This is a genomic window from Limosilactobacillus balticus (assembly GCF_014145615.1).
GTDB classification, from domain to species: Bacteria; Bacillota; Bacilli; order Lactobacillales; family Lactobacillaceae; genus Limosilactobacillus; species Limosilactobacillus balticus.
Map to the genome: position 1 here is coordinate 105,580 of NZ_JACIVH010000064.1, position 26,050 is coordinate 131,629.

Consider the following 26,050-nt stretch of genomic DNA (forward strand, 5'->3'; position numbering starts at 1 on the left):
TAATGAATTCACAACAAATTTATGAAACTAGCCACATGATTTCTAATGAAAACCTCGACGTGAGGACAATCACGATGGGAATTTCTTTACTTGATTGTATCGATAGTGATAGTACGGTTGCATGTCAAAAGATCTATGACAAAATTACGACAAAAGCAAAGGACCTTGTTAAAGTCGGCCAACAAATTGAAGCTGAATATGGGATTCCGATTGCTAACAAGCGAGTAACTGTTACCCCTATTTCCCTCATTGTCGCTGCCTCTCAAGACCACGACTATGTTAAATATGCTAAAACCTTGGACAGAGCTGCTAAAACATTAGGGATTGACTTTATTGGTGGTTACAGTGCCCTCGTTCAAAAGGGATATCAGACTGGTGACCGCACGTTAATCGCTTCCCTCCCTGAAGCATTGGCGGAAACTGATTTTGTTTGTGCATCAGTAAATGTTGGTTCTACTCGTAGCGGAATCAATATGGATGCCGTTGCGCAAATGGGTGAAGTAGTCGTTGCTGGCTCAAAGCTTGATATGATGACAAATGCTAAATTAGTTATCTTTTGTAATGCTGTTGAAGATAATCCCTTCATGGCGGGCGGATTTCATGGTGTTGGTGAACCAGATGTAGTAATAAATGTTGGTGTTTCAGGTCCTGGAGTTATCAAAACCGCCCTAGAAAAAGTTAAAGGTGAATCAATGGACGTCGTTGCTGAAACGATCAAAAAAACTGCCTTTAAGGTTACACGAATGGGTCAATTAGTAGGAACTGTTGCCGCGGAAAGACTGGGCGTTCAATTTGGGATCGTGGACCTTTCTCTCGCACCAACTGCTGCCGCTGGTGATTCAGTTGCGGAAGTTTTAGAGGAAATTGGAGTCGCCCAGGTTGGAACTCACGGAACCACCGCTGCTCTAGCTATGTTAAACGATGCCGTGAAAAAAGGTGGGATTATGGCCTGCAGTCATGTTGGTGGTTTATCAGGCGCATTCATCCCCGTCTCTGAAGATGCTGGCATGATTAAGGCAGTTAACGCTGGAACGCTAAATATCTCTAAATTAGAAGCAATGACTGCAGTTTGTTCCGTTGGTCTTGATATGATTGCCATCCCTGGTGATACACCAAAAGAAACCATTAGCGCAATGATTGCTGATGAAGCGGCGATTGGAATGATTAATAATAAAACCACTGCTGTCCGCGTGATTCCCGCACCTGGTAAAAAAGTTGGTGATACGGTTGAATTCGGCGGTTTGTTAGGATATGCCCCGGTAATGGCGGTCAACAAAGCCACAAGTACCGCCATGATTAACCGTGGTGGACTTATTCCCGCCCCAATTCATAGTTTCAAAAATTAATTTTAAAAGAATAGCGAGAGATTAGGAATCCCTAGTCTCCCGCTATCTTAGTGTTTAATTACCTGTTAATAAGGCGTAAACATATGAATTTTCTTCTGGACGGTAAACCCCGTGAAGTTCACCAACTTTAGTAAAGCCATTCTTGTCGATCAAGTGTTGCATGATCTTGTTATCTTCATGGGTATCAATCCGAATAGTCTTAATATCCTTCCGATTATTCTTAATGTAATCAATTACACTAGTGAATAATGCTGAGGCATACCCTTTTCCAGCATGATTAGAGTGAATTGCCACACGGTGAATAACAACATAATGATCAGTGTCAATTAACCAATCACCGTCAAGTTCATCATATGAGTGATCTGGTGCTTCAACAATTGATAATGCACCAACAGTTTCATCATCTTGTGATTGTACAAGGTATGCAAATCCTTTTTCAATATCTTCTTTGATATGTTCTTCGTTCGGGTAATCTCCTTGCCATTGATCGATCCCTTGTTCAGCTAATTGGTTTCGACCATCTCGCAGAATTTCCATAATTTGATTTAAATCATCCATTTTAGCTTGTTTGATTTGCATCGTATTACCTTCCCTTCTCATTACATTAATTAGATGTGTTATTCGTTTAACAACCCTAATACTGTAACATATTTTACGTTTTAAATACAACTGTTAACTATTAAAAGTTACCCCTTCAATATGCTATGATAGCACTAAAAAGAAAAAGAAGGCTTCTATATGACCAAATTTATTAAATTTACTTTAACAATATTTATTGCATTTCTCCTAACATTTATTTATGGACTAGCAGCAAATCCAGTTCATGCAGACCTTTCCAATAAATATATTCATTCTACTACCCCCACCCTCTTTTTCCATGGCTACGGAAGCGGCGCCCATGCAGAAGAGTATATGGTAAATGGAATTATGAAGGCAGGCGTGTCAAAAACGGTTATCACTGCAGATGTTGCTGGTGATGGGACCGTTACTCTTAAAGGAAATATCCCTCATAACGCTGTTAATCCGCTCGTAATGGTCAATTTCAATGATAACCATAGTACAAATTATGAATTACAAGGTCAATGGGTTAAGAACGTTCTTGAAGAACTACAAGCTAAATATCATTTTAAAAAGGTAAATATTGAAGCGCACTCCATGGGAAACATGGCAGTTATGTATTTTCTCCTTGCTAATGCCGGCAACCATAACCTTCCGCAAATTCAAAAACAAGTTGCGATGGCTGGAACATTTGATGGTGCAATTGGCTGGAATGAACCTGCTAATCTAACAGTGAATAAAAAGACGGGAAAACCTTCCGCAATGAATGATTCCTATCAAAAGTTACTCCCATTACGTCACCGTTATCCAAAGCAAATTAAATTAATGAATATTTACGGTGACTTAAAAGATAGCAACGATAGCCAAGTTTCAAACGCTTCCTGTCTTTCTCTTAAGTACCTTATTAACAACCGCGCACGTTCATACCGCGAAGTTAAGATTACTGGACCAAATGCTAAACACGAATTACTTCATCATAATCCGCAAGTCAATAAAATCTTAATCAGTTTTTTCTGGAGAAAGTAATAATGCTGCGCTAATAAGCTTATTAGTCATTTGAAAGTAGTTTTTGTATAAAGCAGTGTAGCGTCCACTATTTTTAGTTGGTAGCCAGGGCTTGTCTCGTCCGCAATAATGAAGAATCACGGTATTACGCATTACCCAATCGGTTGTCCATTCACCAAAAGAAATCGTTTCGTAAATACCACCTTTACGAGTATCAAAATTATATAATTGATCAGGGACAGACTTAATATAGCGCCCATATAAGGCGTTCAAGACGTCTTGATCAGGGAGTAAAAGTGTATGGGTACGGATATAGTTAAAAATGTCCGTATCCTTTACTGTTTTACGGATAGTATCAAGGTTCATTAGGAGAACGCCAGAATTATAATACCCGTCAGCATCAAAGTTTTGCAGACGAATCTTATTAATAACCTCTGTTGTATTCGTAAGATTTGTATGGATGGCGGAAGCATATAGGTATCCATCTAATGAAGTCTCATACAGACTTGAAAGATCATTAATACACAATACATCAGCATCTAAATACAAAATCTTATGCAAATCTTGAGGTAAAAGACGGTGTGCTAGTAAACGATAATATATTGTTGTCGGGTAGCGGTCTGTAACTGGTGCTTTGCTAAATAATTGATTATTAACTTTGATCGGAAAATAGTTCATTCCTAATTGCTCACAAACTCTTTCCAAGTCATCAGTTCGTTTCAATTTGTCCTCTTGTAAGACATATACGTTAAATTCTTGTGCTTGCGTATTTAGTTTAATTGATAATAAAACGGTCGCTAATTGCGTAACAAATTTGTCGTTAATTGAAAATAATAAATTCATTTCATTACACTCCTTACATCTTATTTTACAAAACGTTGACGTGGATTGCGATTCAGTATTTAATATTATTAAAGAATCAATCAAGAATAGAGGTTTTTTGATGAAACAAGCGGAACAATTAGCTGCCATTAAAGAGTACACCATTCAAAAATTAGGTCAGGATAAGACCGGGCATGGGATGGACCATATTAACCGCGTAGTAAAAATGAGTAAACGGTTAGCTATGGGCGAAAAAGTTGACCCATTTCTACCCATTGTGGCGGCTTACCTTCACGATACAATTGATGAGAAATTAGTTGATAATGTTGAAACAGCTAAACAAGAGTTGATTAATTACTTAAAGCAAAATGACTTTAGTGATGAACAAGTCAAAACAATTATGGATGTCATCAATAATATTTCTTTTGCTCATACATTAGACAAAGAGGAAGTAAAACTCTCAATCATCGGGCAAATAGTACGCGATGCAGACTGGTTAGATGCGATCGGCGCAATTGGCATCACCCGCGCAATCTATTATGGGGGTGGTCATCATGAAAAAATATACGATCCGGCTATTAAACCTCGTCATAATATGTCCCGGGAAGAATATCGTAATTTAGCAAATGAAACTATCATTAATCACTTTGATGAAAAGCTCTTACACTTAAAGGACATGATGAACACTGAAACTGCCAAGAAAATTGCAAATCACCGTCAACAAGTAATGCTCGACTTTCTTGACGAGTTTCATGCCGAATGGGATGCAAAGATGTAAATTATTTAGAGAAATAGTAAAGAGGCTGGGAGAAAACTTTTGTTTTCTCTCAGCCTCAACTACTTTTATGAACAATAGAAAGATAACGTGGAACTAGCTTCGCCAACCGCCTTGTCGAGGAGGTTATTTTCCACTCTCTTTGCTTACTTATCATCTTTTTTATTTTTAGCACTTCTTAAGTCGACAATAATCGAACCACCCTGCTTATCGCCTGCAGAGTTACCTGAATCATTATGATGATTATTATCAATATGCAATGCTTTGCGCGCTACCCACCGAAAAATTAATGAGATTGGTGCTACTAGGAAGCCATATAATAATCCTGTCAGTAATGCATTAGGAATAATTAGTTGAACGAATGTTAATCCACCTGTTGGCGTCCCCGTTAAAGCTAGTCCAATTAGTCCATAAAAGATTGAAATAAAGAATAATTGAACTAGACCGGTAAAAATAGCAAGCCATAGTAATTGTGAATGATTGAGATCAATAGATAACGGAACCTGTTTGCGTAAAATCAAACCAACCACAATCAAAATAACGATAAAATCGACTAATATTACCCAGTCGGCAGTTCCAAGAACAATCATAATTATGGCACTAACAAGCGTTACAATAAATGCAATATTAATTCCTAATGCGACCGCCGTTCCAACTGCAATCACACCAGCTAAGGGCATAAACGCCTCACCGGTCGGTAAAATTGTTTGAAAGCCAGTAAATGATATTAATATCATTAAAATACCTGCAGCAATTGCCAAAAGGATTTTAATTAAAGTTTGTTTTTTCATGCTAAAGGCTTCTTTGCTGTATCTTGCATCCATGCTAAGGCCAGCGCACCTTTTCCTAAGTGGGAGCCAATTACCGGACCAAAGTAACTTAACTCAAACGAAATATCAGGATGATCTGCTTGAAGTTTATCAAGCCACTTTTGCCCTTCTTCTGGAACATTGGCATGAATAACCATTGCTCTAACTGGATAGTCAAGTTTAGCAATATCCTCATCAAAGATTTGCTCACAGCGAAGTTTAGCCTTTTTCATCGACCGCACCTTTTCAAACGCTTCAATGGCATGCGTTGGAGTATGCATAGTCAAGAGAGGTTTGATTTTTAAAATTGAGCCTACAAAGGCAGAGGCGTTTGATAAACGACCACCACGAACAAGGTTTTGCAAGTCATCTACCACAAATACATTATTAAAGGTATCACGATATTCCTTTACCTTTTTAACAATGTCATCTAAATCATCGTCTTCACTAGCTAATTTAGCTGCTTCTAAGGCTAAGTATCCCATCATCTTAACTGTTAAGTGGGAATCAATTGGCACGATCTTGATTGTATCCTTCATTTGTTCAGCAAGTTGCTCAACAGTATCCAAATATCCTGTAATCGCCCGTGTTAAATGAATGCTAATCACAGCATCATACCCACCATCGGCTAATCCTTGGTAAACTTCCATCAATTGACCGATCGGCGTTTGAGAAGTCGTTGGAAAAGAGCTTGAATTTGCCATCTTTTCATAAAAATCACTGGTGGAAATATCGACACCTTCACGGTATGTTTGACCATCCAATGTCACTGGGATTGGGACAACATGAATATTATTAGCCGCCGCCTCTTCAGGAGAAAGGTAGGCAGTGCTGTCAGTAACAACAGCAATTTTCATCTTATCAACTCCATGTTCTAAATTTGTATAATTAAAAATAATTGCGTTTTTACGCGGATTTCACCCACATAATACAAAAAGCATACCACATTGACGGCCCTAAACCAACCAAAAATATGTCCACTAAAGTAACATTACTTTTCATTAATGATGTAAAACTGTATAATTAATAGTGCTATTTTCGTTTGTAATTATAATATTTAGGAGGCTACACTAATGTCTTTTGACGGCTTGTTTACTCATGCAATTGTCCATGAGCTAGATCAAAAATTAACTACTGGTCGGGTAGCCAAAGTTAGTCAACCTTACCCTGCAGAATTAATTATTACTATCCGTGCTCACCGGCACAATTATCCATTACTTATTTCTGCTAATCCAACATACCCACGAATCCAAATTACTGAGATTCCATACAAAAATCCAGCGGTTCCAACTAATTTTACAATGACGATGCGGAAATACCTTGAAGGCGCAATCATCAACAAAATTGAACAAGTTGATAATGATCGGATTATCAAAATTATCTTTGACACTCGTGATGAATTAGGAGATAGTCAACAATTAGTTCTTGTGAGTGAGATTATGGCTCGTCATAGTAATATCTCACTAATCAATCTTAAGACGGGTAAAATCATTGACACCATTAGGCATGTTGGCTCAGACCAAAACCGGGTTCGCCTGTTATTACCAGGTGCAACCTTTGTCATGCCACCAAAGCAAGATAAAGTTAATCCTTATTTGCCAAACCAAATCTACTCTGATCTTGTAAGACAAACCGATGATGCAGTAGAGTTAAGTCATCAGTTACAGCAGCAATATCAAGGATTTGGTAAAGACTCCGCGCGGGAATTAGCTGATAAATTATTGCAAAGTGATAATTTACCAGCCACCTATCAACACTTTCTTAAGCACTTTGAAAATCCAGAGCCAGTATTAATCACCCACTCTAATGGAAAGACTCAATTTGCTGTATTCCCTCCATTAAATACTGATGGTGAGTTGCAACATTTCGACTCCCTCTCTGCTCTTCTTGATGCCTTTTACGCTAATAAAGCAGAGCAAGATCGTTCCAAAGAATTAGCTGGGCAAGTGTTAAAAGTTCTGAAGAATGAGCTAAAAAAAGATCGGCGAAAAGTAAAGAAACTGCAACAACAATTACAAGATGCAGCAACTGCAGATCAGTACCGAATTTGTGGTGAAATCCTTACTACCTATCTTAGTAAATTAACGCCAGGAATGAAAGAAATCGAACTTCCCAACTTTTATGATGATAATAAACCACTGAAAATCAAACTTGCTCCGGAATTATCACCATCGCGTAACGCCCAAAAATACTTTACTAAGTATAATAAGCTCAAAACCTCTGTCGAATATGTAAGGGAACAGCTAAAATTGACAAACGATGAAATCAAATACTTTGAAAATATTGAGAATCAGATTAAATTAGCTGCTCCCGCTGATATTCAAGAGATCAAACTGGAATTACAAGAGCAAGGGTATATTAAAAAGAAGAAAAGTGGGAAAAAACAACGAAAAGTTAAGGTAAGTGCTCCAGAAGAGTTTCATACTAGCGATGGCACTAAAGTTTTAGTGGGTAAAAATAACCTGCAAAATGACCGTCTTAGCTTTAAGATTGCCAATAAAAATGAAATCTGGTTACATGTTAAAGATATCCCAGGCTCCCACGTGGTAATTCGATCAACAAACCCATCTGAAGGCACCATTCTTGAAGCCGCACAGTTAGCAGCGTACTTCTCTAAAGGTCGCGATTCAGATAACGTGCCCGTTGATTATCTCCCTGTCAAACGACTTCATAAGCCAAACGGAGCTAAACCTGGATTTGTTATTTTTACAGGCCAGAAAACACTTTATGTAACACCACATAAGCTTTCTAACTAAAAAACTTCAGCCCAAGGCACCGGGCTGAAGTTTTTTATATCCCTAAATTATTCTGCTAAAAATTGCATCTGAGCACCAATAACTCGATTACGGGCAGGGACCCCACCCTTAACTCGCAACGCTTTAAATGGGAAGGTTGCACGATAGTTAACAATCCCAGATACCGGTTTGGGCTCCAGCATTTTATCAAAGTTACCAGTGAATAATTGAGTAAAAATTCCTGGTAAGCTAATGTGAAGGGCTTTGGATAAAAAGGCTACTTCTGGCAATGACAATGGTTGAACTTTAATTAAGCTAAATTCCCCATCATCCTCTTCAAAAATTGCTTGGTATAACCCTGGCTGTTCCATCTTTAATACAGCAATACTAGCCTGCTCATTAAGATTTTGGTAAGTTGATGAAGGAAGATCAGCTGGGTAGCGTAAAGCGGTAGATTGATAATTTAACGCAATTGGCGAAAAAAGATCAGTCATTGTCCCTAATGGATAAGCATAATTTCCATCATAGACATAATTGAAGAAGTAACGTTGCTTATCACTACTAGCAGCAGTAGTTGGCAATTCATCGGGAATTACGATGATTTTTACATCTAAATCATAATTTTGCAACGATTTCAATAACTTACTATAACTAGCAGGAATAATCAAATACTGAGGTTGCTCTATCCGTAATATCTGCAAAACATTTTCAATCGTTACTGGCTCAACATAACGCTTTTCAGCTAACTCTGGATTAAACGTAACTGAACTAGGATTCGAATTTACAATGACATTATTAAAGCCTTCATCATGAAGCTCTTTTAACATCATGGCAACAAAGTAATCACCAGAATTACTTAAACCTAATCGTAATCCCCCGGTCCCAATCACCAAAGCGCTTGGTTGGGAAGTTCGGCTAATTTCATTTTCTTCTTCGTAAGCAGAGTAAAAATTATTAGTATGTTGGTCAAATTCCCCGGCTGATGGTTCGATTTCCTTGTATTTTGTCAATAATTGGTGGTCTAAACTCATCTGATAAACTTGCTCAGGGGTAGTTTTCCATAGTCTTGCAATAAGTTGATTGCTCAACCCGTAATTCTTTGCTTTTTGTAAGACCGGTTCTTTATTAGGATGCGCGGCAATTTCATGCATCAACAGCCGCATCTTATTAATCTGTTCAAAATAAAATGGGTCAATTTTTGTCATCTCTGCTAATTCGTTAACTGAGTACCCTCTTTGCATCGCTTCAATTAATACAAAAAGGCGTCCTGCTTCTGGGTGAACAATTTTGGCAATTAACTGGTCGTCAGTCAGTTGCTTTTGGGCGGCAAGATGAAAGTCAGCCGGCTCATGGTAACGGGATTCAATAGCTTTGAAAAGCGCTTCAATAGTACTTCGACCAATACCAAAAACCGTCCCCACCGACCGTTTTTCTGTTCCAAGTAAACGACTAGCTTTTGGTAAATCACTAAATCCCCAGATTGGAACCCGGGCAGCAATATGATCCATCGTTGGTTCAATAAGAGCCGCATGATGAACATAATTTTCGCCAAGATCAATGTCTCGCAGATGCTTACCGGCATATAATTGTGCGGTCACTTCAGCAATTGGATATCCAGTTGACTGAGAAGTAAAAGCAGTAATTCGGTCAAAGTATGGGCTGCTCTTAATGACATAGAAACGATCACTATTTGTATCCAGGGCAAACTGAATATGGTTTGTACCGACAATCCTTAATTTGCGAGTAATAGCAAAAGCCGTATCTCGAATATCTTGAATCTGTCGATCGAGAAGTGTTTGAACAGGATTAAAAGCAATTGAATCGCCAGCATGGATACCAATTGGGTCCATATCCTCAATCATTGACAACATCATCATTGTTCCGGAACTATCGCGTTGAACGACAACTTCAATTTCCTTATAACCGGCAAGACTTTGCTGAACTACTACTTGTTCTGCTCGTGATTGGCTCAAACAAACCTTTACAGCATCTGCCAATTCACTTCGATCATGCACAATTTTACGGGTACTACTACTTTTAGGCAATACTGACCTGATAATGACTGGATACCCTAGCTTAGTTGCCTCATCTAAAGCGTCCTGATAATTATTAACTGTTACGATTTTCTTAACTGGCGCTTCCATTTGTCGAAGGGTTCGTTCAAGCAAGACAGCACTATTGATTTGCCGAATAGTTGCTTCAGGAACTCCTAGTAGTTGAATATTTTCCTTACGAATAATCCCCTTTTCTAGCAATTCTTGAGTAAGTTCAAAGGCTCGACGATTCCCCAGCGTAGGTAAAATTGCATCGGGATGAAATTTATTAATAATATCCATTAGGCTTTCGACTTTTAGCGGGACAATACAACCATGATCAACATTTTCTAAGCTTACCGAAAATGGGTTATCATCTGCCAAGATTGTTTTTATCTTCATTTGTTTAAAAACGCGTGATACCTGGTAAATAGCAGAGTCAAGCTCATCCCCGTGTTGCACATCATTGGCTCCTGCTCCAATAATCAATACAGATTTCAACTTTTCCATCAATGACGATCCCCCCTCCTATTCATTGTATCGACAAACTCATCAAACAAACCATCAGTCTCATCGGGCCCCGGTGCGCCATCGGGGAAGAATTGAACTGAAAATGCTGGATAACGACGATGACGAAGCCCTTGAACACTGTTATCAAGCATATCAACGTATGTAATAAAAAGCTGGGAGCGGTCAACTGAATTCCGCTTAATCAGGTACCCTTCTGCTTGGGTTGCATAGACAATGTGATCGGTAATAATTTCATGAATTGGATGATTCATTCCATGATGCTCAACCGGAATTTGTTGAACATCCGCTCCATTAGCGATCCCAAATAATTCATGGCCTAATCCAATAGCAAACATCGGTACTTTGGTTTGAACAGTACGAATCATTTCGAGAACTGACTTCCGGACATTATTAGGGTTTCCCGGTCCACTGGAGAGCACAACCCCATCAGGATCTAAGCGTAATATTTCTTCAGCAGTTGCGGTATATGGTAAGACAGTAATATTGCATTTTCGTCGGCTTAATTCTCGTAATATCCCATTCTTTAATCCAAAGTCAATCACAACAACGCTTAGCCCAATTCCGGGATTAGGATATGGCTTAGGAGTAGATACTTGAGCAACCTGTTGATTCGTTAAAACGGTCGCATGCAGTTGGTCAAAAGCATGATCATCTGGAACCGGAACAATGCTCCCCTTTAATGGCTTTCCAGCTTTTCTTAACTTATGAACTACTGCCCGTGTATCAATATTAGTAATTCCAGGAATATTCATTTGTTGAAGATATTTATCAAGAGTCAATTGACGTCCATTATTATTGGTTCCAGTATCAGCAAGGGACCGAACAATAATTCCTTTAATCGTCGGTACAATTGATTCATAGATATTACGTTGAATTCCATAGCTTCCAATATTGGGCTGGGTAAAGACTACAATTTGGTTATTGTAAACCTGATTAGTAATAATTTCTTGATAACCAGTCATACTAGTATTAAAAACAACTTCACCAAAAGTAACGGCTGGTGAGCCAAAACCTTCACCAGCGAAAATTGAGCCATCTTCAAATATTAGGTATCGTGCTGTCACTGTCCCACTCTCCTAAAACTTTGTTAATAATTGATCAATATTATTATGAACGTTCTCCAAATTAAACACAATAATTTTATTGGTCTGTCTTACGTAAATGTTCAAGCATTTTTGTGAAATAGGCTGGTAATGGAGCCGTAAAAACCATTTCTTTGCCTGTTCGGGGGTGTTTAAAGCCCAACAAACGAGCGTGTAGATATTGACCGTTGCCAGCAAGTGTTTTTCGCGGCCCATACAAAGGATCTCCTGCCAACGGATGACCAATATATTTCATATGAACGCGAATTTGGTGAGTTCGTCCCGTTTCTAACTGACAGGCAACTAATGTATAATTTTTAAACCGTTCTAACACATTAAAATGGGTTACCGCGTGACGTCCATCAATCACAACGGCCTGCTTTTTGCGGTCCTTTAATGAGCGACCTAATGGAGCATCAATTGTTCCTTTATCTTCTTTTATAACGCCATGCACAAGTGCAACGTATTCTCGTTGATTAGTTTTTGCCTTTAATTGAGCTGTCAAAGAACGATGGGCTAGATCGTTTTTAGCTACCATCAATAGTCCTGATGTATCCTTATCAATTCGATGAACGATTCCAGGTCGAAATTCTCCATTAATAGTTGACAATGGTGAATGATATAAAAGAGCATTTACAAGCGTATGGTCTGGATGACCTGGTGCAGGATGAACTACCATTCCCTGCGGTTTATTAACGACAATAACATCATTATCTTCATATACAATATCAAGAGGAATATTCTCAGGTGTTAAATCAATTTTTTGTGGCTCTTCTGGGATTATTTGGATATGGTCACCTACAAGCAACTTATATTTGGGCTTTACTTGTTTGCCATTAACAAGGACGTGACCATCTTCTATCCAATGTTGAATTTGTGATCGGGAAAATTGATCAAAATGATGGCCAAGTTGCTTATCAATCCTTCCAACCATCTCACTATCAATTGTTAATTCTACTTCTTCAGACATTTGTCAGTCCTTCTCCTTTAAGATGCAAATTATTAGCCAGATTACGCCAATTGTTAAGCACATATCCGCAATATTAAAAATTGGAAAATTAATAAATGTTGTTTCAAACATATCTACAACATACCCTTGCCTCAACCGATCGATAAAGTTGCCGATTGTTCCTGCCATAATCAATGCTAATCCGATTATCATTGATGCATTTTTACGGTACTGCCAGATAAAGTAACCAATTACAATAATTGCAATAATAGTTATAATAGTAAAAAAAGTTTGTTGTCCTTCAAAAAGACTCCAAGCAGCCCCTGAATTTCGTAAATTAGTTAACTCAATAATACCAGGAATTAGCTGTTTACTACCACCAAGAACAATTGATGAGGCAACCCACGATTTTAATAATTGGTCACAAATTGTTAAAATTAAAATAATACCAATAGCGATCCCAAGTAACAATTATTGAACCCCCTGTTGTTTCAATGCTAATTTCAAACGTGCAATTGCTTTAGTGGTAAAGGTAAAACTCATCACTTCTCCATTCACGGTAATTGTCACCGTATGCTTGGTAAACTCTGGCTGACGAATATCAGAGATTGGGATAACGAGATACTGCTTTTGTAACAAGCGATTAAATACCATTTTAGTTGGAGTGATTACTACAGTTCGTCGCCGCCATTCTAATAAGGCAAGAATTACAAAAACTGCAAAAAAGAGCGCACTGAGCCACTGAAAATGGGTAATTTCAAGCCAAATTACGAGACCGGCAATAAAGAAGAGAAAAGTCCAACACCAGCTAATAATTGCCCCCGTAAGGTCTGGTTGGTAAAAATAACGAGTTTCTTCTTCCATAATTATAAATGTCATCCTTTCAGAAAAGAGGTAGTTTTTATGATCAAAATTTTTACAGATGCTGCAACAAAAGGAAATCCTGGTCCTACTGGTTTAGGAATAATAATAATTACCAATCATAAGCAAATTCAGCTTGCAATTCCAGTAGATAAGGAAAAGATGGACAATCACCATGGTGAATTTGCTGCAGCTCACTATGGATTTAAATACTTAATTGATCACTTTAGTAATAATGAAACAATCCTATTTTATACTGATAGTCGTATCTTAAGTGACGCAATTGGCAAAAATTATACAAAACATTACCAAAAAGAATTAGCAGTACTAAATCCTCTCCTTCAACACTTTCCAACGGTTATTACCCAGTGGATTCCTGAAAGCCAAAATCGTGGAGCACATAATTTAGCAAATCAGGCCCTCCACAAAATAGAGTGATTTTGGAAAACAGCATACCATTTTGATTATATCATTCACATGTTCTATCAGCTACTAAGCAGAGAAAAAGCCTTAGCGGTCGTTACAATGCAACTCCTTACTAAGGCTTTTATTATTGGGAGATTTTGCCCCCTTTTATCCCCCTTTTGACGTTTTTTAAAGCAGAATTTTCGTTGAAACCCTTGCTATTTAAGGGATTTGATCTTGGAGCGATCTTTTTTGCCCCAATATTGGTAGAGATCTGTTCGTAAGGCACCGTTATAAAGTTTGCGACGCTTTGTGGCGGGCGCTCCATAGTACTTTTCAAATTCCATATCAGCCGTCAAAATATATTTACTCCATGTAGTTAATGGACGGTATAGCTCACCCATTTGTCGGTAAAGTTCATGAACAGATTCTTTATCACTTAAACGTTCCCCATATGGCGGGTTAGCAACGATAACTCCATTAACTTCGCTTGTTTGCCAGTCTTTTACGGCTAATTGCTTAAACGTGATATCATGAGTTAAGCCTGCCGCACGAGAATTTTCTTGAGCAATATCGATCATATTCTGGTCAATATCATATCCATGGATGTCTAATTCAATATCATAATTTGCTAAGGCATCGGCCTCATCCCGAACTTCATCAGATAAACCATCTGGAACCAAGTTAACCCATTGTTCACTAATAAATGAACGGTTGATTCCAGGCGCAATATTATGACCATATAATGCTGCTTCGATTGGAATCGTTCCCGAACCACATACAGGATCGACAAATGGATTATCAGGGAACCAGTGGGCAAGCATTACCAAGGCGGCTGCCATATTTTCCTTCAACGGTGCTCCACCTTTATTTTTACGATATCCACGTTTAAAAAGTCCCTCTCCACTAGTATCTAATGTAAGAAGAACATGGTCCTTATTAATTGCTACTTCTAATGGGTAAGTAGCACCAGTTTCAGCTAAGCGAGTCCGACGATGATATGCATTACTGAGACGTTGAACAATCGCTTTTTTAGTGATTGCTTGAACACTTGGCACATTATGTAATTGTGAGTTATGACTTTTTCCTTCAACCGGGAAATTCGCGTCAATTGGCAACAAATCTTCCCATGCAATATTTTCAGTACGATCAAACAATTCTTCAAAAGACCGAGCATCGAATTCACCCACAACAATTTTTACTCGGTCTGCTGTCCGTAACCAGAGATTAGTTCGAATAACATCCTTCATTGTTCCTTGAAAACGCACCCGACCATTCTCTACTTTAACTTCATAGCCAAGATCTCTTAGTTCTTTTCCTACCAATGCTTCAATACCTGCAGCAGCAGTAGCAATTAACTGATATGTTTGCACATTAAACTCTCCTTTAGACATATTCCTATTAATTATTTTACCTTATGTTGCTTCAAAATGAAAAGAAGCCGCAAGAAGAAACAAAAGAGACTGCAAAACTAAAAATGTTGCAATCTCTTTTGTTTACAAATGGTAGTCTATTCTAACCTAATTACATTAAGGAATTCTCATTTGCTTTATCAGTTAATATTTTGTAAATGCGTTCAATATCCCGGGTGGTGCCACGAGATTCAAATGCTGCTAATAAAGGCAAATCGTATTTTTTGGCGTATGTCTTGGCAGTTATTACATACATCTTCCCTAAGGTCAGGTTTCCGCTGCCAATTATTCCCGCACAACGTTTAACATTATCATAGCTTTCCAAATAATCGTGCATTGGTGTTGTTAAGATTTCTGTTAACGTCGGCGTGAATCTACTTCCACCGATCATATATGTTGGTAGTAAAACAAAAAATTTACTATCGCTTTTGGTTGGAAGTGTCTCCTCTGAAATCTCCAATAACTCAATTAACGGATTCTCATTATTTAAATGATACTGTTGCGTTGCGTATTCTTGAAGTCGATGGGTGAATGACCGTACATTCCCAGAAAACGACATATATACAATTTTTATTCTCTTATTATCCATAATTCCCTAACTTCATTATCTGATATTTTGTTAATCGGAAGATAAGCTAATTTGCAAATAACTCATTTTAACCCCTCTAACATTATAGGCGCACTTGGAATAAAATGAAACAATTATTTATATTTTATTGCTATTTTAAGAATTTTTAAGCTATATCTACCCCAAACGCCCAAAATTTAATTTATCATCGTTTAACTTTTTGCTTCAAAAAGTAATTGTTAACGTATTATGTAAAAGAAAATAATAACAGTATGCTCTGATTTTTAAAATAAAAAAACCCGAGCGAACTCGGGTGCCTGTATGCAAGTATCTGTAGGCCATGTTTTGTCGTAATATAATTATCAGGCATAATTATATCGAGGTAATCATCTATCTCAGAGTACCGAAATACTCTCCCCTGGAATCACTTCAATTTGTTATCCAAAGCTCCCCTACCGTAGTTTGGGTTTACCGCTTGAGGGGTTTACCGCGTTCCACCAATATCGTTTCCAATATTGTATCGTCACTGTGGCACTTTTCAGGAATACTAAGACGTAGTTAAAACCTTAGTCCGTTTTTCCGCCGTCACCATAAAATGGTGCCCCGCCTTATTTTTTCAGCGAGCACAAACACTACAGGCATCGCAGCCTGTGCGAGCATGGACCTTCCTAACACAACATAAGCTGTGCTCAATTACCCAAAACTTGCAAAATTATTAATAAACTATTCGACACGCACTAAAGCAAATGTGAGTCATTATTATCGTTACCATCTAATTGTGAACCAAATACGCGACGTTCTAGATTAGATAGACGCTTTAAAATATCCATATTCGCAGCGCTCGATACAGGTTGACGGGAAGCAGTTTGGTTACTCATAGATGAACCAACTTCTACTTGGCGATTTAATTCATCAACCTTTGCTCTCAAACGTTCATTTTCATCATTTAAACGTTCAAGTTCTTTATTATAGGTGTCGTAGTCTTTAATAACATCATCTAAGAAAGCATCAACATCCGCTTCATCGTAGCCTTTGCCAATATTTCTCTCCTTAAATTGCTTATGCAAAATATCTTGTGGAGTAAATTTTATGTTATCCAACTTAAACACCTCAATTGTTTAGTTTGCGTAGTCCAATAACTATAATACCAAATCAAAGAAAAAATGCAAGGTTAAAATTCATCTTTTTCCCTTTGACGCTCAGCCCATTCTTCTGCCTCTTCTTGAAGTTCATCAAAATCAACAAAAGTCATTGAATATTCCCTTTCTTCTTTATATTTTTGAATTGTCTCATAATCATGCTTGGTTTTCCCTTGATACTCTGGGTCGTAAAGAAGAAAAGCTTCATCAGTATGTGTAAGCATAAACTGCTGATAATTTCGCAACTGTTGTGGGGATTGATAAGGTTTATCTGAAACATTAGCAAAAAAATCAACTTGCTGAGTAATACTCGTCAGCTTTAACTGATTATTTTCATTCCATTGCTTACCAAATTCTGTAAAGGGAAACATTAAAGCCGTTTTTAATTGTGGAAAATCAGCTTGGAGTTCTAAGGCAACTTCGAGTCCCCATCTTTCCGTTCCCATTTGTGGTCCAGTTATTACCCAGAATTCATCATCATTTAATTCCAATTGGGCCCTTAAATAATTTTTAAGAACCTCTTTTATTACTTGAACTTTGGGATCATTATCCTTAAATATATTTAGTTCGTAACTTCGATAGCCAGTAATCCACACTCTCTTCATAAAATCCTCCCTAAATAAGCAGATATAAAGCCTCTTAACTTAAACTTGTAATCATCTTGTATCAATCATTATGCAACTAGTCTGGTATAATAAATCTCTAGTTAGGAGAGTGATCACCGTGACCATTCACTATCCCAATGGTCAGCAACCTGTACAACACTATAATACACATAATGAATTACCGACACCACATCAATCTATTTATGCTAAACGTGGGATGTCGTTAGAGGATGAAATCAATCATAGTAATCAGTACTATTTGGCTCGCCATATTGCTGTTATCCATAAAAAGCCTACCCCTATTCAGCTTGTAAAAGTTGATTACCCCAAGCGGAGTGCGGCTGTTATTAAAGAAGCATATTTTCGGCGGCCATCAACTACTGATTACAATGGGGTGTACCGTGGATACTATATTGATTTTGATGCTAAAGAAACACGTAATAAAAATTCTTTTCCATTAAAAAACTTTCATCCCCACCAAATTCAGCATATGCGTGAATGTGTAGCACAGGGGGGAATTTGTTTTGCTTTCATTAAATTTACGGAGCTTGACCTGCTATACCTTCTTCCCGCTTCAAACCTATTTAAATATTGGGACCAACAGCAAAGCGGCGGCCGTAAATCAATTTTGCGAACCGATATCGCTAAAGAAGGCTATCAAATTCATTATCAACTCAATCCGCGTTTACCATATTTAAACGCTGTTGATAAAATAATTGCTGCAAAAGCGTAAAGGAGTTTACTATGTCAAATGATAATCAGTCAACGCGTAGTGAGCGTCATAATAACAATGACAATCAACAGCGCAATGTTGGCGGCTTAATAAAGAAAATCTTGCTATGGGTAGCAGGAATCGTCGTTCTACTAATGGTGGCATCTGCAGCTTTGTTTTTCTACTATGCCTCAAGCGCCCCTAAAATTAGTAGAAGCGACTTAACAAGTCAGAGTATTACGACTATTTACGATGATCAAAATCGAGTAATTTCTCGTTTAGGAGCACAGAAACGAGAATATGCCAAGGATAATCAAATTCCAAAGCAGTTAAAAAATGCTGTTGTTTCAATTGAGGATCGCCGCTTCTACAAACACCATGGTGTTGATACAATTCGAATTCTTGGAGCAGCCACTTCTAATGTTTTTGGTCGTTCGGCCGGGATGCAGGGAGGAAGTACGCTGACTCAACAGTTAGTTAAATTATCCGTCTTCTCAACAGCGGCCTCTGATCGAACATTAAAACGAAAAGCCCAAGAAGCTTGGCTTGCTATTAATGTTGAGCAGCATTTTAGCAAGAGTCAGATTCTTGATTTCTACATCAACAAGGTTTATATGGGTAATGGAATTTATGGAATGCAAACAGCAGCTCAGTACTACTACGGTAAAGATTTAAACGATCTTGACCTTTCCCAATTAGCCCTTCTCGCCGGAATGCCACAATCGCCTACTTATTATAATCCACTTGTAAGCAACACGAAATATGCAACACAACGGCGAAATGAAGTATTGAATGCGATGGTTCGCAGCAATTACATTACCCAATCCCAAGCTAACCAAGCAGCAAGCGAAAGTGTTACTGCTGGTTTAGACCCTGATCATGGTAATATTTCAGGAAGCGGAACTGCTGTAGATTCTAAAGTTGTTGACCCTTACGTAAAACAGGTTCTTGCTGATTTGCAAGCACAAGGATACAACCCATATAGTGACGGGCTAAAGGTTCACACTAATCTTGACCTCGATGCTCAACAACACCTTTATGATGCAGCAAATAAAAAAGTTCAGTTCCAAAACGATAAAATGCAAGCCGGGGTAGCTGTTACCGACCCGCATAACGGACAAATCATTGCCATGCTTGGTGGCCGTCATACAGGAAATGTTGTGTATGGTCTTAACCGGGCTGTGCAAAGTAACCGTAGTTCCGGGTCGACCGCAAAACCATTAATGGATTATGGTCCAGCTATTGAATACTTACAATGGCCAACCTTCAAGTCAATTGCTGATACTCGGTTTGTCTTTCCTGGTACTAATACTGTCCTTCATGACTTTGATAAAAAGTACAAGGGCAATATGACAATGCGTGAAGCTTTAGTTCAATCACGGAATGTCCCTGCTATTCGAGCATTACAAGCCGTGGGAATTAAACGTGCTACTTCTTTCCTTGATGGATTAGGAATTTCACAAAAGCAACCATATACTTTACAAAACGGGATTGCTTTGTATATCTCCCCTCTCCAAGTTTCTGCTGCATATGCGGCCTTTGCCAATGGCGGTACTTACTACAAGCCTTACTACATTAGCTCGATTACTACTCAAGATGGTTCAGTAAAGCAATTCAACCCGAAAGGTAACCGCGCAATGAATAAGGCTACTGCCTACATGATCACTGATATGCTTAAGGGAGTCTTCACAGATTCACAAGGAAGCGCAACTGACGCTCGACTTGACGGTGTTAACCAAGCCGGTAAGACGGGGACGACAAACTATCCTGGAAATTCTGGTCAGTCTGGCGTAATGGATTCCTGGATGGCCGGGTATACTAAGAATTACTCAATTGCAGTTTGGACTGGTTATGACCACCCACTTGAACCTGGTGGCAGTATTTCAGAACAATATATAAAGTCAGCACAATTACTTTACAAGGACTTAATGCAATACCTTGACAGCCAAAATCACGCATCTGATTGGACGATGCCAGATACTGTTGAGGCTGTTCGAGTTAAAGGTAAACGTCAGCTTGTAATTCGCGATTCAAAATGGGCATTCGATTATACTGAAGATACATCAGCTGATCGTGATAGCAGTTCTACTTCTAGCTCAAGTGAATCATCATCGTCTTCATCTTCTTCCAGCTCTGCTTCAAGTAGTAGCAGCGAAAATCGCACAGAAGAACGAAATAATACTTCAACTGAATCTTCGTCAAGTAGTGCTCCGGCTAGCTCAAGCTCATCTGCATCTGCACCCGCACAAAGCTCAAGTTCTAGCCCTGCCCCTGCTACGCAACCTAGCACAGCTAATCCATGATAAGATCTTTTAAAAAATTGAAGATAATAAAAAGGATTGTGGAATTTTTCTCCGCAATCCTTTTTATTATCAACTTTTTCAAGAATGAATTGTATGTTTTTGCCGACCATTTTGTAGAATATAGACGGCAATAATTACTAAAATAATCCCTAAAATTTCTGCCCAATTCAAGTTCAATTTAAAGAAGATCACACTTAAAATTGAAGTTGTGATTGGTTGAACGGCATCCATGATACTAACTACATCAGATGGTGCATATCTAGTTGCATGAAGCAAAATTCCAAATGGTAAAATAGTTCCAAATAACACCACTGTCGCAACAGATGCTACTAATGTGGTAGTAATATGTGGCGGATTAACCCAAAATGGCCGGTAAAGGTTAAATAGAACTCCGGCAATCATCGTCCCCCAGCCGAGGACAACAATTGGCGGATTCTCATCAGCAGCACGTTGTGGAAGGACAACATAGAATGCAGCTGTAATCCCAGATCCCAAGCCCCAGAGAAGGGATACAAATGGTAAAGCTAATTGTGTAAAGTTACCACGTGTGATACATAATGCCACCCCAATTAAAGCAACAACAAACGCAATAACGTCACTCCGAAATGGACGACGATGCATAAAAACAATTCCACCTAATACAATAAATAGCGGGGAAAGATATTGAAGAATTGTTGCTGCTGAGGCATTTCCTGTTTGAATAGCATAATAGAACGTAAGTAGGTTTGCCATTAACCCTAAAATAGCATAACTAATGACTGAAATAGCTGTTGCTCGTGTTTTAAATACGTTAAAAATCTTTTTCCCATATAAAAATACACTAATTACTAATAAAATTACTCCTGCTGAAAAAGTCCGCATCGAAAGCATCCACGTAGCAGGAATTGCTAAATTTTGTGAGATGAGTTGCAAAACGGTTCCAGATATTCCCCACATAGTAGAGGCAACCGCTGCCCATATAATTCCCTTCATTACTTGAGAAGAAGATTTTTCCATGTCAATCACCCTTTATTTAATTTTATTCGCCTAATTTATAAATCGGTATTTTAGGCTTTTTTAATGTCTTCTTTTCCGGCTTTTGTCCAGCCTCTTTTCGCTGTTCAAACCTCTTTTCATGCTCATTGATATCTCTTTCGGTTCTTAAGCCTTGACGATCCCAGCTTTGTAGAATCCGGTCCATGTACTGGAGATTTAGCGCACTATTCATTACTGCCTGCCGTAAAGCAAGTTTAATCATTATTACCGAATAATTATCTTTATCCAACCAGTCATTAACGATTTGTAATTCCATTGATGATAGAGGCCGGCCAAATTCGGCTTCTAGCTGATTAAATGTCTCAACCCGAGTATTAGTATTTTCAACCTTAATTGTTTCCTCTTGGTCATTCTCATTGAGCAACGCTAATTTGTTGATGAGGAGCGAAAAATCATATATCGCATCTTCTTTGCCATCTTCCATTTTTCGCATCTTCTGCTCAACAAGATGGTTTGTCATCATCTGGTGAAGTTGTTCAAACACCTGTCGCTCTTTTGTTCCTAAGTTCTTTGCAATTGTCCGAACATCCGGATTCATTATTCCTCGATCCTGGTAAGATTTGAACTGAAGATATAAGACAAATTGAGAGGTTGTCATCCCTAACTCTTTATAATGATGTAGCAATAAATTACTTATATTTGTTTCACCTGCTTGCAAGTAATGTTGTAAAAGGCTTGCATCTGTCATTTAATCAGCTCCTCTCTTAGCAAAATATTTTTTGCAAAAGTAAAGAGACTGAGTAATCCCAGCCTCTATTAGTTTCAGCTTTTATTAAAGATTATTAATATTTTGAACGTATTGTCCAGTCTTAAAATTAATCAGATCGTAGCAGAGATTTCCTTTTTGATTACGGTATGTTACTTCCCAGACAGTCTTATCATTAAATACCCCAGGAGCAACTTTTAAAATTTCTCGCGGATTGCGATTTGCTTTTGTCATCGCTCGTGCTCTCGCAGCAGTAATCCCACTCGACTGTTTTAGAACCCTAATCTTGCCACCATGTTGGGGAACCATAACCAGGATCGGTTGTTTTTGCTGATTCTTGCCACTAATCGTATAGTAAGTATTCTCCCGATTATAAATATAAAATTGGTCAGGAGACTGGAGATGAGCATATTTTTCGGCAAGTGAAATTGTTTGCCGCCGTGCTGAATTTCGTGGTTGATTGCTAACTGCAAAAACACTCCACACTATTAATAAGATTAGTAAAATCGCAATCAAAAGGTTACGAATTGTCCGCATTGAGGAACCTCGACTCTGTTCACGCTGAACTTCACGCCGACTTTGCATATCTTTTCCCTCTTATCTCTTTAGTTTTTAAATTCTTATATGACAATTGTTTTGATTATACCAGAAATCAGTAATTAAAAGTTGATAAAGTTTAATTAACTTTGTCCTCTTTACCATTTTGTAAAAACTTCTGAGTAATCGAAATCAATTCAGCAGTTTTTTTGCTACTAACCGGTAAATCAGTAGGTAGACTACTCAAAATCGTCTTTCCATACCGCCTTGTCTGCAGTCGTGGATCAAGGACTACTGCCACCCCATGATCATCTTCCGTCCGTAATAATCGTCCAATCCCCTGCCGTAACCGCATCGTTGCTTTGGGCAATTCTGAATGATAAAACGGATTTTTACCCTGTTGCTGGAGTAATTTATTATGAGCCCGATTCATTATTTCATCAGGTGAGTCGAACGGTAAACGCGTAATGATTAAAAGTTCAAGGGCAGACTCTGGTAAATCGATCCCTTCCCAAAAACTAGAAGCACCAAGAAGAATCGAGTTTTTTCCACCACTAAACTGTTTTAAGATTTTATCACGATTACCCGTAATCCCTTGGGCTAAAATATCCCGCTGATCAAATAGATCTGTTTCGCGAAGTTGGCTATATACCTGCTCAATCATCACCAGTGAATTGAATAAAATCATTGTCTGATAATCAGCATTCTTCGTTAATTGGTAAATCGTATCACTGAGGTATTTAATGTAGTCACTGTTATTTTGCGCGCTGGGTACTGGAGCATCTTCTGCGATCAATAATTTAGCATGCTGTTTGTAATTGTATGGGGATGCAAAGCGCCGTGTTAAAGTATTGTTGCGCTCTAAATCTAACTGGTGGTAAAGATACAAGGACCGTGGCGATGTAAACAATGTCGCCCCCACAAATAACGGTTGAGCAAAATATGGATAAACATTCTTTGTAAGATAGTGTGTTGCTTCCAATAGTCCCCCACTAAGTTGTAAGGCACTTTGTTCACTCGATTGGCGAATAGTAATCCAAAAAGCCGCTGCCTCTCCCTGTTGCTGAAGTGTTTCATTAAATTCATTTAGTGTCTGATCGGCTTCAATTAATTTTGCAAGCTGACTTTGAAATTGGCTCATGAGATAACGATCACTTAATAACCACCGATCTGATTGACTATTAAACAGATGACTAAGAGCAGAAAAATGAAGTTGCACACTACTCAAGGCTTGTTCTAGCTTCATCATCACGGGTCCACTAATATCCAAGAGAGCCGTCACCTGATCATTTTGCAGCGGTTGTTCAATTAATTCATTATCAGGATTGCCAGTAGCACTTGTCATATATTGACGGTAAAGGGCTTGTTGGAAAAGATCAACCGCCTCTTCTACTGCATTGAGATCGCCACGAAGTAATTCAACATTATAACTGCCTAGTGCCTGTTCAGCGAAAATATCCGTTAAGTTCCGATCGTTGCCATTATTAACTAACCCAGACATTATGTGAACTGCGGTACGTAATTTTTGAAAATTAAATGTTCGCCGTGACCGTTTTAAGATACTTTCACTTAAGTGCTGAGCTTCATCGATTACTAAGTATGGTCGGCGAGTCCCATCCCCTAATTCCTGGGCATGAGCAACCAAGTACGCATGATTCGTAATAATAATATCAGCTTGATGAAGCCGCTTTTCCCGCCGAACAAGAAAATCATCATGGTAAAAGGCATTTGCTGGATTTAAGCTTCTGATACCCTGGTGACGAATTTCAGTAAAGTATGGCGACTGCTGAGAATTTAAATTAAGTTCATCAAGGTCTCCACTTTGCGTTGAAAGTAACCACACTAAAATCTTGGCTTTTAACAACTGAACAAGTTTCGAATCTTCAATCACACTTAAAGAATGAACAAAGCGGGCAATATCAATATAATGGGCATTTCCTTTGATAATCACACTATTCATCTTAAAAGGTAAAACCTTATTTAGTTGCGCGATTGATGTGTCAATAATTTGTTGCTGCAGGATATTGGTTGCTGTGCTGACAACAATCTTTTTATCGGGATACGCAACATAACTTAGTGGAAAGAGGTAGCCCAAGGTCTTCCCTACTCCAGTCCCAGCCTCGACAATCATAGTCTTGGGTTCATCATGAGTATAATTATTGTAAATGCTGTTCATCATTTTTGCTTGAACAGGCCGTAGTTTCAACGTATCCCCGTATAGCTTTTCTTTTGCCTTTTTAGTTGAAGGATATTTGTGCTGCTCCCGCTGACCATTAGCAGTGATCGGCCGCGACTTATGAAGAACAATTCCGTGAGAGACGTACAGCTCTTCACTTAATGGTTGTGGCGATTTACGTCGACGCAGCAACTCAACATCAAAAACCCCGGCTGTTTGCTGAGGTAAATTAAGCTTCAACTGAGTAATCTTTTCTAGCGTAAGCGTTGGTAATTGTTCAATCCTTTTTAGCAAGTCAGTAAGTAATTCTGCAGTTGCCTCAGCGTCTGACACTGCACTATGAGGGTGATCATGCTCAATGTGCAACGAACTAGTTAAATCTCGTAAACGAAAACTCTTTGCGGTAGGAAGAAGAATTTGACTAAGGGTTACAGTATCGATTGCCGGAATTGATAAAGAAGGATATCCAGCGCGTTCTAATTCTGCATTTAGGAAAGGAAAGTCAAAATTAACATTGTGAGCCACAAAGGTCGTTTCCGCCAATAAACTATAAATAGTTCCAGCAATATCCTCAAATAGAGGAGCTTTTCGCACATCTTTATCTTCAATTCCTGTTAATTGAACAATTGAACGCGGAATCTTCTCTCGCGGATTTATTTTTGTTTCAAAGTGATTTATGATTTCGCCATCTTGAACGAGAACACAACCGATTTGAATGATTCGATCTCCATGATTAACATTCGTTCCGGTTGTTTCTAAATCAACAACTGAGTAGATTGGCGCTTTTTTGTCACGCTTTTTTGTGCGCTGACTACTACGCTGTGTCACACTATCACCATATTTCTCCGAAGTTATTATATAAGTTACTAAATATTCTAAACTAAATGATACACCATTCTACTATAAATTTCTCATTTTTACACGAATCGGTCTTTCTTCGTGATAA

At 38.4% G+C, this 26,050-nt stretch carries 24 protein-coding genes and 1 other RNA gene; 7 read left to right on the plus strand and 18 right to left on the minus strand.

Translation table 11 applies throughout. From position 1 onward, the window contains the following. Positions 1 to 2: 2 nt before the first annotated feature. Positions 3 to 1,346, plus strand: a complete 1,344-nt coding sequence (locus tag H5S10_RS05160) for a PFL family protein (RefSeq protein ID WP_182588968.1) — start codon at positions 3 to 5, stop codon at positions 1,344 to 1,346. 54 nt (positions 1,347 to 1,400) lie between these two features. On the opposite strand, the gene H5S10_RS05165 is transcribed toward H5S10_RS05160, so the two are convergent. Continuing rightward, positions 1,401 to 1,925 carry a GNAT family N-acetyltransferase gene (locus H5S10_RS05165; protein ID WP_035160101.1) on the minus strand — a complete coding sequence of 175 codons (525 nt, stop codon included), beginning with the start codon at positions 1,923 to 1,925 and terminating at the stop codon, positions 1,401 to 1,403. A 159-nt stretch (positions 1,926 to 2,084) separates the two neighbouring features. Between H5S10_RS05165 and H5S10_RS05170 the strand changes: the two genes are divergently transcribed. Then, positions 2,085 to 2,930: an alpha/beta hydrolase gene (locus tag H5S10_RS05170; protein WP_182588969.1), complete on the plus strand. Its 846-nt coding sequence runs from the start codon at positions 2,085 to 2,087 to the stop codon at positions 2,928 to 2,930. On the opposite strand, the gene H5S10_RS05175 is transcribed toward H5S10_RS05170, so the two are convergent. Next, complete coding sequence (locus tag H5S10_RS05175) at positions 2,904 to 3,752, minus strand: glycosyltransferase family 8 protein (protein ID WP_182588970.1); 849 nt, start codon at positions 3,750 to 3,752, stop codon at positions 2,904 to 2,906. The two genes, H5S10_RS05170 and H5S10_RS05175, sit on opposite strands and share 27 nt — an antisense overlap. A 100-nt stretch (positions 3,753 to 3,852) precedes the next feature. Between H5S10_RS05175 and H5S10_RS05180 the strand changes: the two genes are divergently transcribed. Further along, positions 3,853 to 4,509: an HD domain-containing protein gene (locus H5S10_RS05180; RefSeq protein ID WP_182586729.1), complete on the plus strand. Its 657-nt coding sequence runs from the start codon at positions 3,853 to 3,855 to the stop codon at positions 4,507 to 4,509. Positions 4,510 to 4,652: 143 nt separating this feature from the next. On the opposite strand, the gene H5S10_RS05185 is transcribed toward H5S10_RS05180, so the two are convergent. Next, a complete protein-coding gene (locus tag H5S10_RS05185; RefSeq protein WP_182586728.1) occupies positions 4,653 to 5,297 on the minus strand; it encodes a hypothetical protein in 645 nt (214 codons plus the stop codon). After that, positions 5,294 to 6,172: a DegV family protein gene (locus H5S10_RS05190; RefSeq protein WP_182588971.1), complete on the minus strand. Its 879-nt coding sequence runs from the start codon at positions 6,170 to 6,172 to the stop codon at positions 5,294 to 5,296. Before H5S10_RS05190 ends, H5S10_RS05185 begins: the two co-directional genes overlap by 4 nt. Positions 6,173 to 6,388: 216 nt before the next feature. Between H5S10_RS05190 and H5S10_RS05195 the strand changes: the two genes are divergently transcribed. Next, on the plus strand, positions 6,389 to 8,071 hold the full coding sequence (locus tag H5S10_RS05195) for an NFACT RNA binding domain-containing protein (protein ID WP_182588972.1): 1,683 nt from the start codon (positions 6,389 to 6,391) through the stop codon (positions 8,069 to 8,071). 47 nt (positions 8,072 to 8,118) lie between these two features. On the opposite strand, the gene H5S10_RS05200 is transcribed toward H5S10_RS05195, so the two are convergent. The 5 genes from H5S10_RS05200 to H5S10_RS05220 form a co-directional block, all read right to left on the minus strand. Beyond that, on the minus strand, positions 8,119 to 10,593 hold the full coding sequence (locus H5S10_RS05200) for an ATP-binding protein (RefSeq protein ID WP_231796081.1): 2,475 nt from the start codon (positions 10,591 to 10,593) through the stop codon (positions 8,119 to 8,121). After that, positions 10,593 to 11,678, minus strand: a complete 1,086-nt coding sequence (locus tag H5S10_RS05205; RefSeq protein ID WP_182588974.1) for a carbamoyl phosphate synthase small subunit — start codon at positions 11,676 to 11,678, stop codon at positions 10,593 to 10,595. The genes H5S10_RS05200 and H5S10_RS05205 overlap by 1 nt, the downstream gene beginning before the upstream one ends. 76 nt (positions 11,679 to 11,754) lie before the next feature. Next, positions 11,755 to 12,666, minus strand: coding sequence for an RluA family pseudouridine synthase (locus H5S10_RS05210; RefSeq protein ID WP_182588975.1), 912 nt, complete (start codon positions 12,664 to 12,666; stop codon positions 11,755 to 11,757). Positions 12,667 to 12,669: 3 nt separating this feature from the next. Continuing rightward, complete coding sequence (gene lspA, locus H5S10_RS05215) at positions 12,670 to 13,116, minus strand: signal peptidase II (RefSeq protein WP_182588976.1); 447 nt, start codon at positions 13,114 to 13,116, stop codon at positions 12,670 to 12,672. After that, a complete protein-coding gene (locus H5S10_RS05220) occupies positions 13,117 to 13,524 on the minus strand; it encodes an EbsA family protein (RefSeq protein WP_182586721.1) in 408 nt (135 codons plus the stop codon). A gap of 24 nt (positions 13,525 to 13,548) precedes the next feature. On the opposite strand from H5S10_RS05220, the gene H5S10_RS05225 reads away from it, so the two are divergent. Continuing rightward, positions 13,549 to 13,944, plus strand: a complete 396-nt coding sequence (locus H5S10_RS05225; RefSeq protein WP_182588977.1) for a ribonuclease HI family protein — start codon at positions 13,549 to 13,551, stop codon at positions 13,942 to 13,944. Between the two features lie 185 nt (positions 13,945 to 14,129). Here the strand turns inward: H5S10_RS05225 and H5S10_RS05230 are convergent, their stop codons facing one another. The 5 genes from H5S10_RS05230 to H5S10_RS05250 all read right to left on the minus strand — a co-directional run bounded on the left by H5S10_RS05230 (position 14,130) and on the right by H5S10_RS05250 (position 17,635). Further along, positions 14,130 to 15,284 carry a THUMP domain-containing class I SAM-dependent RNA methyltransferase gene (locus H5S10_RS05230; protein ID WP_182588978.1) on the minus strand — a complete coding sequence of 385 codons (1,155 nt, stop codon included), beginning with the start codon at positions 15,282 to 15,284 and terminating at the stop codon, positions 14,130 to 14,132. Between the two features lie 151 nt (positions 15,285 to 15,435). Then, on the minus strand, positions 15,436 to 15,912 hold the full coding sequence (locus H5S10_RS05235) for a class Ib ribonucleoside-diphosphate reductase assembly flavoprotein NrdI (RefSeq protein ID WP_182588979.1): 477 nt from the start codon (positions 15,910 to 15,912) through the stop codon (positions 15,436 to 15,438). Positions 15,913 to 16,220: 308 nt separating this feature from the next. Next, positions 16,221 to 16,596, minus strand: an RNA gene (rnpB, locus tag H5S10_RS05240) — RNase P RNA component class B. A 32-nt stretch (positions 16,597 to 16,628) separates the two neighbouring features. After that, positions 16,629 to 16,991: a cell division regulator GpsB gene (gene gpsB / locus H5S10_RS05245; protein ID WP_182586623.1), complete on the minus strand. Its 363-nt coding sequence runs from the start codon at positions 16,989 to 16,991 to the stop codon at positions 16,629 to 16,631. Positions 16,992 to 17,062: 71 nt separating this feature from the next. Further along, the gene (locus H5S10_RS05250; RefSeq protein ID WP_182588980.1) at positions 17,063 to 17,635 is read right to left on the minus strand and encodes a DUF1273 domain-containing protein; all 573 of its coding nucleotides are present in this window, start codon (positions 17,633 to 17,635) and stop codon (positions 17,063 to 17,065) included. Positions 17,636 to 17,753: 118 nt separating this feature from the next. On the opposite strand from H5S10_RS05250, the gene recU reads away from it, so the two are divergent. Both recU and H5S10_RS05260 read left to right on the plus strand, forming a co-directional pair. After that, positions 17,754 to 18,368 (plus strand): Holliday junction resolvase RecU, encoded by a 615-nt coding sequence (gene recU, locus H5S10_RS05255; protein WP_003674119.1) that lies wholly within the window; start codon positions 17,754 to 17,756, stop codon positions 18,366 to 18,368. A gap of 11 nt (positions 18,369 to 18,379) precedes the next feature. After that, positions 18,380 to 20,650 carry a PBP1A family penicillin-binding protein gene (locus H5S10_RS05260; protein WP_182588981.1) on the plus strand — a complete coding sequence of 757 codons (2,271 nt, stop codon included), beginning with the start codon at positions 18,380 to 18,382 and terminating at the stop codon, positions 20,648 to 20,650. Positions 20,651 to 20,728: 78 nt separating this feature from the next. On the opposite strand, the gene H5S10_RS05265 is transcribed toward H5S10_RS05260, so the two are convergent. The 4 genes from H5S10_RS05265 to H5S10_RS05280 form a co-directional block, all read right to left on the minus strand. Further along, complete coding sequence (locus H5S10_RS05265; protein WP_182588982.1) at positions 20,729 to 21,646, minus strand: DMT family transporter; 918 nt, start codon at positions 21,644 to 21,646, stop codon at positions 20,729 to 20,731. A 22-nt stretch (positions 21,647 to 21,668) separates the two neighbouring features. Continuing rightward, on the minus strand, positions 21,669 to 22,373 hold the full coding sequence (locus H5S10_RS05270; protein WP_182588983.1) for a DnaD domain-containing protein: 705 nt from the start codon (positions 22,371 to 22,373) through the stop codon (positions 21,669 to 21,671). A gap of 84 nt (positions 22,374 to 22,457) precedes the next feature. After that, positions 22,458 to 22,976, minus strand: coding sequence for a cell wall elongation regulator TseB-like domain-containing protein (locus H5S10_RS05275; RefSeq protein WP_003666187.1), 519 nt, complete (start codon positions 22,974 to 22,976; stop codon positions 22,458 to 22,460). 91 nt (positions 22,977 to 23,067) lie between these two features. Continuing rightward, the gene (locus tag H5S10_RS05280; protein ID WP_182588984.1) at positions 23,068 to 25,932 is read right to left on the minus strand and encodes a helicase C-terminal domain-containing protein; all 2,865 of its coding nucleotides are present in this window, start codon (positions 25,930 to 25,932) and stop codon (positions 23,068 to 23,070) included. Between the last annotated feature and the right edge of the window lie 118 nt (positions 25,933 to 26,050).

Coding starts and splice junctions, on each gene's coding strand:
- H5S10_RS05160 (WP_182588968.1), top strand. CDS start 3: ATGAATTCACAACAAATTTATGAAACTAGCCACATGATTTCTAATGAA.
- H5S10_RS05165 (WP_035160101.1), bottom strand. CDS start 1,925: ATGCAAATCAAACAAGCTAAAATGGATGATTTAAATCAAATTATGGAA.
- H5S10_RS05170 (WP_182588969.1), top strand. CDS start 2,085: ATGACCAAATTTATTAAATTTACTTTAACAATATTTATTGCATTTCTC.
- H5S10_RS05175 (WP_182588970.1), bottom strand. CDS start 3,752: ATGAATTTATTATTTTCAATTAACGACAAATTTGTTACGCAATTAGCG.
- H5S10_RS05180 (WP_182586729.1), top strand. CDS start 3,853: ATGAAACAAGCGGAACAATTAGCTGCCATTAAAGAGTACACCATTCAA.
- H5S10_RS05185 (WP_182586728.1), bottom strand. CDS start 5,297: ATGAAAAAACAAACTTTAATTAAAATCCTTTTGGCAATTGCTGCAGGT.
- H5S10_RS05190 (WP_182588971.1), bottom strand. CDS start 6,172: ATGAAAATTGCTGTTGTTACTGACAGCACTGCCTACCTTTCTCCTGAA.
- H5S10_RS05195 (WP_182588972.1), top strand. CDS start 6,389: ATGTCTTTTGACGGCTTGTTTACTCATGCAATTGTCCATGAGCTAGAT.
- H5S10_RS05200 (WP_231796081.1), bottom strand. CDS start 10,593: ATGGAAAAGTTGAAATCTGTATTGATTATTGGAGCAGGAGCCAATGAT.
- H5S10_RS05210 (WP_182588975.1), bottom strand. CDS start 12,666: ATGTCTGAAGAAGTAGAATTAACAATTGATAGTGAGATGGTTGGAAGG.
- H5S10_RS05220 (WP_182586721.1), bottom strand. CDS start 13,524: ATGACATTTATAATTATGGAAGAAGAAACTCGTTATTTTTACCAACCA.
- H5S10_RS05225 (WP_182588977.1), top strand. CDS start 13,549: ATGATCAAAATTTTTACAGATGCTGCAACAAAAGGAAATCCTGGTCCT.
- H5S10_RS05235 (WP_182588979.1), bottom strand. CDS start 15,912: ATGGATAATAAGAGAATAAAAATTGTATATATGTCGTTTTCTGGGAAT.
- H5S10_RS05250 (WP_182588980.1), bottom strand. CDS start 17,635: ATGAAGAGAGTGTGGATTACTGGCTATCGAAGTTACGAACTAAATATA.
- H5S10_RS05260 (WP_182588981.1), top strand. CDS start 18,380: ATGTCAAATGATAATCAGTCAACGCGTAGTGAGCGTCATAATAACAAT.
- H5S10_RS05265 (WP_182588982.1), bottom strand. CDS start 21,646: ATGGAAAAATCTTCTTCTCAAGTAATGAAGGGAATTATATGGGCAGCG.
- H5S10_RS05270 (WP_182588983.1), bottom strand. CDS start 22,373: ATGACAGATGCAAGCCTTTTACAACATTACTTGCAAGCAGGTGAAACA.
- H5S10_RS05275 (WP_003666187.1), bottom strand. CDS start 22,976: ATGCAAAGTCGGCGTGAAGTTCAGCGTGAACAGAGTCGAGGTTCCTCA.